This window comes from Chrysiogenia bacterium, assembly GCA_020434085.1.
Lineage (GTDB): Bacteria > JAGRBM01 > JAGRBM01 > JAGRBM01 > JAGRBM01 > JAGRBM01.
Genome location: JAGRBM010000581.1, coordinates 1 through 5,853 on the forward strand (window position 1 = coordinate 1; position 5,853 = coordinate 5,853).

Genomic DNA, 5,853 nt, shown 5'->3' on the forward strand with positions numbered 1-5,853 from the left:
TACGGATGAGTCGGGCGCGTGTGCCGCATCGTCATCAGCGGGCAAACCCTCCGGCATGGGATCGCCGCAGCGGATGCACAGATCCGGGCGGCCCTCGCCGAAGAGCCAGGGGATCTTCGCCTCGCAGGGGGCGCACAGCTGCACGCTCGCGCGGGCCCGCTGCAGGGGCGCATCACAGAACGCGCACGCAGGCGGGAATACGACGTCGAGCACAAGACGGCCCGCCGCCGCGGCACGCCCGGCGCGAAATTGGACAAATTGTTCCATGCACAAACAGCCCTCGTCGGTGCAGGGGCGTTGAGGGTGCAGGGAGCGTGCCGGCAGCCGCATTGGCGAGCGGTTGGAGGCGGCATTTCAACGTGCACGTGCTCGTGCACGTGCATGTGCGCGATTCAGGCTATCGGGCTGGCGTTGTAGATCGGGTGAGATCGGGAGGCAGGCAGCCGAGAACGGAACGCTCAGTTCGAAATCAGGTTCTTCCCGCCCATTTCCTCGGGTTTCTCGATGTCGAGAATTGCCAGGATCGTGGGAGCGAGGTCCGAGAGGCGGCCGTCGGCGACCTTGCTCTTGAGGAGCCGGTCGCTTGCCACCACCAGCGGGACCGTGTTGGTGGAGTGCTGGGTGTGGGGGCGCTCATTGGAATCGAGCATTTCTTCGCAGTTGCCGTGGTCGGCGGTTATCAGCACGTCGTAGCCGGTCTTTTTTGCCACTTCGAGGACTTTCGCCATGCACTCATCGAGCACGGCGACGGCCTTCCTGGCGGCTTCGAAGTCGCCGGTGTGGCCGACCTGGTCCCCGTTGGCGTAGTTGAGCACGATCAGGCTGTACTGCTCTTTTTCCATGGCGGCGATGAGCTTCTCGGTCACTTCGGCGGCGCTCATCTCGGGCTTCAAGTCATAAGTCGGCACGTCGCGCGGCGAGGGGACGAGGATGCGGTCCTCGTGCTCGAAGAGTTTTTCCTGCCCGCCGTTGAAGAAGAAGGTCACGTGGGCGTACTTCTCGGTCTCGGCGATGCGGAGCTGCGAGAGCCCCTTGGCCGAGACCACTTCGCCCAGCGTGTTTTTCGGCGTCTGGGAGCGGAAGGCCACCGGCAGGTCGAAGCGCTCGTCATATTCAGAGAAACAGGTAAAGCCGCAGAGCTTGGGCATGCGCTCTCTGGGGAAGTCGTTGAAGCCCTCTTCGGTGAGGGCGCGGGTGATCTGGCGCGCGCGGTCGGCGCGGAAGTTGAAAAAGATGATGCCGTCGCGATCCGATATCAGGCCCACGGCGTTTTTCTTCTCGTTGCAGATGATCGTGGGCAGGACGAACTCGTCGTCTTCGCCGCGGGCGTAGGCGGCCTCGACGGCCTCGGCGGCGCTGGCGGCCACGTGCTCGGCCTGTCCCAGCACCATGGCGTTGTAGGCCTTCTCGACCCGGTCCCAGCGCTTGTCGCGGTCCATGGCGTAGAAACGGCCCGAGACCGTGGCGATCTTGCCGAGCTTCTGCTTGGCGAGGAATTTCTCAAAGTCGTTGATGTAGGTGAGCGCGCTGCGGGGCGGGGTATCGCGCCCGTCGAGGAAGGCGTGGATGAGCACCCGGCTGAGCCCGCGCTCCTTGGCCATCTCCACGAGGGCCTTGGCGTGCTCGTAGTGGCTGTGGACCCCGCCGTCGGAGAAGAGGCCCATCAGGTGGAGGGCGCCCTTGGACTCGGCCACGGCGTCCATCTGGGCCAGCAGGGCCTCGTTCTCGAAGAAGGCGCCGTCCTCGATTTCCTTGTTGATGAGCGAGAGGTCCTGGTAGACGATCCGACCGGCCCCGATGTTCAGGTGGCCCACCTCGGAATTGCCCATCTGCCCCTTGGGCAGGCCCACGTCCGCCCCGGAGGTGCTGATGTGGGAGTGGGGATATTCCTGCAGCAGCCGGTCCCACGTGGGGGTCGGGGTCTGCGCGATGGCATTGTAGGGGTCGTCGGCTTTGCCCTCGCCCCAGCCATCGAGAATCATCAGTAGCACACGTTTGTCGTTCATCGGCTCGTTTGCCGCCCGCATCGCGGGCGCGCAGGGGAGTATGGAACAGGTTGGGGGCGGGTGGTCAACTGCGTTGCCGCGCCCGCCCGGTTCCGTTTAACTATTGGAAATGATTGAAATTCAGGCGGGCTCGCCCTTGCCCAGGCCCCGTTCGAAGTCGCTCTGGCACTGCACGCAACGCAGGGCCATGGGGTAGGCGCGCAGGCGCTCCTCGGGGATGTCCTCGCCGCAGTCGGCGCACTCGGTGTATTCGCCGTTCTCGATGCGCGAGAGGGCGACATCAATGCTGCCCAGCACGGCCTGGTCGTCCTGCCCGAGGCGGTCGAGCAGGGCCTTCTCGGTCACGGCGGCCGCTTCCTCGCCGATGTCGGGGTGGCGCTCTTCGGCCAGGGCCCGCTGCTCGGCATCGCCACTGGCGACTTCCTTGAGCAGGTGCATCCGCTCGGACTCAAGGCGCTCGCGCATTTCGGTCAGGAATTGATTGTTCTCGGCCATGGTTTCCCCCGGCATTTTCAAAAGTCTTGTTGCCGCGCGCCGCTACGGCGGAGCGCCCTGGTTGCTGCAGGCTGGCGGGCGGACGCCCCCCCGGCCTGTGTCAGTAATGGTAAGTTTCACCCCGGATGATTGTCCAGCACCGGTAGAGCTGTTCGAGCAGCACGACCCGCGCCATCTGGTGGGGCAGGGTGATCCTTCCGAGCGCGAGCGTATCGTCGGCCCGCTCTCGCACCGCCGGAGCATGACCCAGCGGGCCGCCCAGGGCAAAAATAAGGTCGCGGCCCTCGTGGGTGCGTTCTTCGAGCCAGGCGGCCATCTCCTGCGAGCTCATCTCCCGGCCGCGCTCATCGAGTGCGATGAGCCGGGCGGTCTCCGGCACTCTTGCCAGCAGGTTCTCCGCCTCGGCCGCCACGGCCTTCTCGCGCTCGGCGCCCGAGAGCCGCTTGGCCCCGAGCTTGGCATCGCGCACCTCGAGCACCTCGCAGGGCCCGTAGCGCGAGAGCAGCTTGAGATAGTGCCCCTCCAGCTCCCGCCAGGGAGCGTCCTTGAGCTTGCCGACTGTGAGAATGGTGAGTTTCATGGAGAGAAGAGTTTAACCGCAGATGAACGCGGATGAACGCAGATACTGATCTATTTCAGGTTATGGACGAGGCGTTTGACTTCGACTCGTGGCTGCCCGAAATTCACCAGGAGCCCGATCTTGAACCCAGTAGCATTCAGGTAGTTCATGACTTGAGCCATGTGCGTTGGGTCAAGTTTCTGAATAGCTTTCAGTTCAACAATCACTGAATTCTCCACCAACAGGTCGGCGAAATACTCACCGACGCATTCCTGGCGATATAGCACCTCAATTGGAGCGTGTTGGACGGTATTCAGCCCCAGCAAGCGGAGCTCAAGCGCCAAGGCGTTTTCGTATACTTTCTCAAGAAATCCGGACCCAAGAGTGTTCGAAAGAGCAAACGCAGCTCCGATGATCGCTTCCGTGATTTCATTCAAGCGATCTTCATCCGCGTTCATCTGCGTTTATCTGCGGTCTGTTTTCTGGGCAGCTTACTTGGCCGCTTTGACGCTGTCGTGGTCGTAGTAGACGCGGGGGACGTCGTTCCAGAGTTGTTCGAGGTTGTAGTGCTGGCGCGAGGGCTCGTCGAAGATGTGGACGATCACGTCGCCGGCGTCGATGAGGATCCACTGACCGGGGTCCATGCCCTCGGCGCCCAGGGCGGCTTCGCCCTCGTCCTTGAGCCGCCGCAGGATGTTGTCGGCGATGGCCTGGTTGTGCTTGGAGTGGCTGCCCGCGCAGATCAAGAAGGCATCGGCATAGCCCGAGACGTCATGTACATCGAGCGATACAACGCCCTCGGCCTTCTTATCGAGGGCCGCATCGGCGATTGCCTGCAACTTTGCGGGAAGCGGTAGTGGTTTGGCTCTCTTCACCATTCGACGCTTCCAGCATAGGCCGCCCGGTGGGGCGGAGGCAACAGGGGGGTCATCGGGCCGGAGCCGCCTCCAGCAGCGCTGCCAGCTCTGATGGCTCAGTGACCGGCTTCTTGCAGCCGTAGTTCTCGCACACATAGGCGGCGGCCTTGCCGTCCACGAGGTCCTTGCCCTTGAGGAGTGGCAGTGCCGGCGCATCGCCGTTTGCGGGATCGAAGCGCGCGAGCGCCCGGCCGGGCAGGTAGCGACTGCACACTTCGTCGAGAAGCGGCGTGGTCTGGGCATCGCTGCCGACGAGCGCGATTTCCTTTGGGCCGCCGGCGAGCTGGGCGTAGGCGAATACAAGGTTGCCCACCACGGCGGGGGCGCGCCCGAGCGCAAGGCCGAAGCTCCTCAGCGAGCCCTCGGCCGCCTCGCGGTAGCGGGGCTCGTTGGTGTACTTCGCCAGACGGGCCAGCGCATAGGCCGCCACGCCGTTGGGCGAGGGGGTCGCCCCCTCGAAGACTTCCTTCATGCGGGTGATGAGCGCCGGGTCGTTGCCGGCGGTGTTGAAGAAACCGCCATCGGGATCGGCGAAGCGCTCCATCATGGCGCCTGCAATCTCGCGGGCGCGTTCGAGCCATTTGGGATCGAAGCTCGCCTCCCAGGTGTCGAGCGCCGCAGCCAGCAGGTAGGCGTAGTCCTCGAGGTAGCCATCGATGTGGGCCTTGCCGCCGCGGTAGGCATGGAGGACCCGGCCGCCCTCCATCATCGTGGTGGTCAGGAACTCCATGGCGCGCACGGCGGCCTCGCGGTAGCGGGGCTCGTCGAAGGCAAGGCCCGCCTGGGCGAGCGCGCTCACCATGAGGGCGTTCCAGCTCGTGAGCACCTTGTCGTCGCGTAGCGGATGGACGCGCTTTAAACGCTCGTGAAAAAGCGTGTCGAGATTGGCGCGCACAGCGGCAATGCCGGCGACGTCGAGCTCGTCCTCGAGCGGCTTTGACAGGTGCGGGATGTTGGTCCCCTCGAAGTTGCCGCGCGTGGTGATGTCGTAGCGCTCGCAGAATTCTTTGCCGTCGCGCCCGCCCAGGGCGGCTTTAATTTCCTCGACCTGCCAGACGTAGAACTTTCCCTCGTGCCCTTCGCTGTCGGCATCCAGCGTCGAATAGAACGCGCCGGTTCTTTCATCCGTCATGTCGCGCATTACGTAGTCGAGGGTCTCGCGCGCGACGCGCCGGTAGAAGGCCTTGCCCGTTGCCTGCCAGCCCTGCACGTAGAGCGCGGCGAGCGAGGCGTTGTCGTAGAGCATTTTTTCGAAGTGGGGGACGAGCCACTCGTCGTCAACGCTGTAGCGATGAAAGCCGCCGCCCACGTGGTCGTACATGCCGCCCATGGCCATGTGGTCGAGTGTCAGGGTCGCCGCTTCCAGGTGGCGCGCATCGCCAAAGCGCGCGAAGGCGCGAAGCAGCAGCTCGATGCCCATGCTGCGCGGGAATTTTGGTGCACTGCCGAAGCCGCCCCACTTGGGATCGAGCTGGCTGCGCAGCTCGTTGGCGCCCTGGCGAAGCAGTTCGTCGAAAGTCGGCAGTTCTCCGGCGGCCGCGTAGTCGCGGCGCGCGTTCTCACGCAGTGCCTCGGTGAGCTTCTCGGCGCCCTCGGTCATCTGCTTGGGATCGTTCTTCCAGGTCTCCGAGAGCGAGGTGAGCACGCGGATGAAACCGGGGCGTCCGTAGCGATCGTCTTTTGGAAAATAGGTGCCGCCGAAAAAGGGGCGGCGGTCGGGCATGAGGAAGACACTCATGGGCCAGCCGCCCTGGCCGGTCATGAGTTGCACGGCGGTCATGTAGATCTCGTCGAGGTCGGGGCGCTCTTCACGGTCGACCTTGATGGCGACGTAGCGCTCGTTGAGCAGTGCGGCGACCTGCTCGTCCTCGAAGGA

At 64.3% G+C, this 5,853-nt stretch carries 7 protein-coding genes; all 7 read right to left on the reverse strand.

What is annotated here, in order from left to right; all coding sequences use genetic code 11:
• Positions 1-267: hypothetical protein (locus KDH09_19055; protein ID MCB0221804.1), on the reverse strand; the 267-nt coding region annotated here is incomplete at its 3' end.
• Between the two features lie 191 nt (positions 268-458).
• Positions 459-2,006, reverse strand: coding sequence for a 2,3-bisphosphoglycerate-independent phosphoglycerate mutase (gene gpmI, locus KDH09_19060; GenBank protein MCB0221805.1), 1,548 nt, complete (start codon positions 2,004-2,006; stop codon positions 459-461).
• A gap of 120 nt (positions 2,007-2,126) precedes the next feature.
• On the reverse strand, positions 2,127-2,501 hold the full coding sequence (locus KDH09_19065; GenBank protein MCB0221806.1) for a TraR/DksA family transcriptional regulator: 375 nt from the start codon (positions 2,499-2,501) through the stop codon (positions 2,127-2,129).
• 100 nt (positions 2,502-2,601) lie between these two features.
• Positions 2,602-3,081 carry a 23S rRNA (pseudouridine(1915)-N(3))-methyltransferase RlmH gene (locus KDH09_19070; GenBank protein ID MCB0221807.1) on the reverse strand — a complete coding sequence of 160 codons (480 nt, stop codon included), beginning with the start codon at positions 3,079-3,081 and terminating at the stop codon, positions 2,602-2,604.
• A 50-nt stretch (positions 3,082-3,131) separates the two neighbouring features.
• Positions 3,132-3,518, reverse strand: a complete 387-nt coding sequence (locus KDH09_19075; GenBank protein ID MCB0221808.1) for a GxxExxY protein — start codon at positions 3,516-3,518, stop codon at positions 3,132-3,134.
• A gap of 33 nt (positions 3,519-3,551) precedes the next feature.
• Positions 3,552-3,938, reverse strand: coding sequence for a ribosome silencing factor (rsfS, locus tag KDH09_19080; protein MCB0221809.1), 387 nt, complete (start codon positions 3,936-3,938; stop codon positions 3,552-3,554).
• 49 nt (positions 3,939-3,987) lie between these two features.
• A partial coding sequence (locus KDH09_19085; protein ID MCB0221810.1) for a thioredoxin domain-containing protein occupies positions 3,988-5,853 on the reverse strand: 1,866 nt, incomplete at its 5' end.

Coding starts and splice junctions, on each gene's coding strand:
- gpmI (MCB0221805.1), bottom strand. CDS start 2,006: ATGAACGACAAACGTGTGCTACTGATGATTCTCGATGGCTGGGGCGAG.
- KDH09_19065 (MCB0221806.1), bottom strand. CDS start 2,501: ATGGCCGAGAACAATCAATTCCTGACCGAAATGCGCGAGCGCCTTGAG.
- KDH09_19070 (MCB0221807.1), bottom strand. CDS start 3,081: ATGAAACTCACCATTCTCACAGTCGGCAAGCTCAAGGACGCTCCCTGG.
- KDH09_19075 (MCB0221808.1), bottom strand. CDS start 3,518: ATGAACGCGGATGAAGATCGCTTGAATGAAATCACGGAAGCGATCATC.
- rsfS (MCB0221809.1), bottom strand. CDS start 3,938: ATGGTGAAGAGAGCCAAACCACTACCGCTTCCCGCAAAGTTGCAGGCA.